Genomic DNA, 313 nt, shown 5'->3' on the forward strand with positions numbered 1-313 from the left:
AGTTGGGCACTCTAAGGTGACTGCCGGTGACAAACCGGAGGAAGGTGGGGATGACGTCAAATCATCATGCCCCTTATGACCTGGGCTACACACGTGCTACAATGGATGGTACAAAGGGCAGCAAAACCGCGAGGTTGAGCGAATCCCATAAAGCCATTCTCAGTTCGGATTGCAGGCTGCAACTCGCCTGCATGAAGCCGGAATTGCTAGTAATCGCGGATCAGCATGCCGCGGTGAATACGTTCCCGGGCCTTGTACACACCGCCCGTCACACCACGAGAGTTTGTAACACCCGAAGTCGGTGGGGTAACCT

1 rRNA gene (running past both ends of the window) is annotated in these 313 nt (G+C 55.0%); it reads left to right on the forward strand.

Annotated elements, in window-relative coordinates:
- Positions 1–313, forward strand: a 16S ribosomal RNA gene (locus NON16_RS25245) (its annotated part extends past both window edges: 884 nt to the left, 285 nt to the right); the annotation flags it as partial.

It is taken from the genome of Pseudalkalibacillus decolorationis, assembly GCF_024609785.1.
GTDB lineage: Bacteria > Bacillota > Bacilli > Bacillales > Fictibacillaceae > Pseudalkalibacillus > Pseudalkalibacillus decolorationis.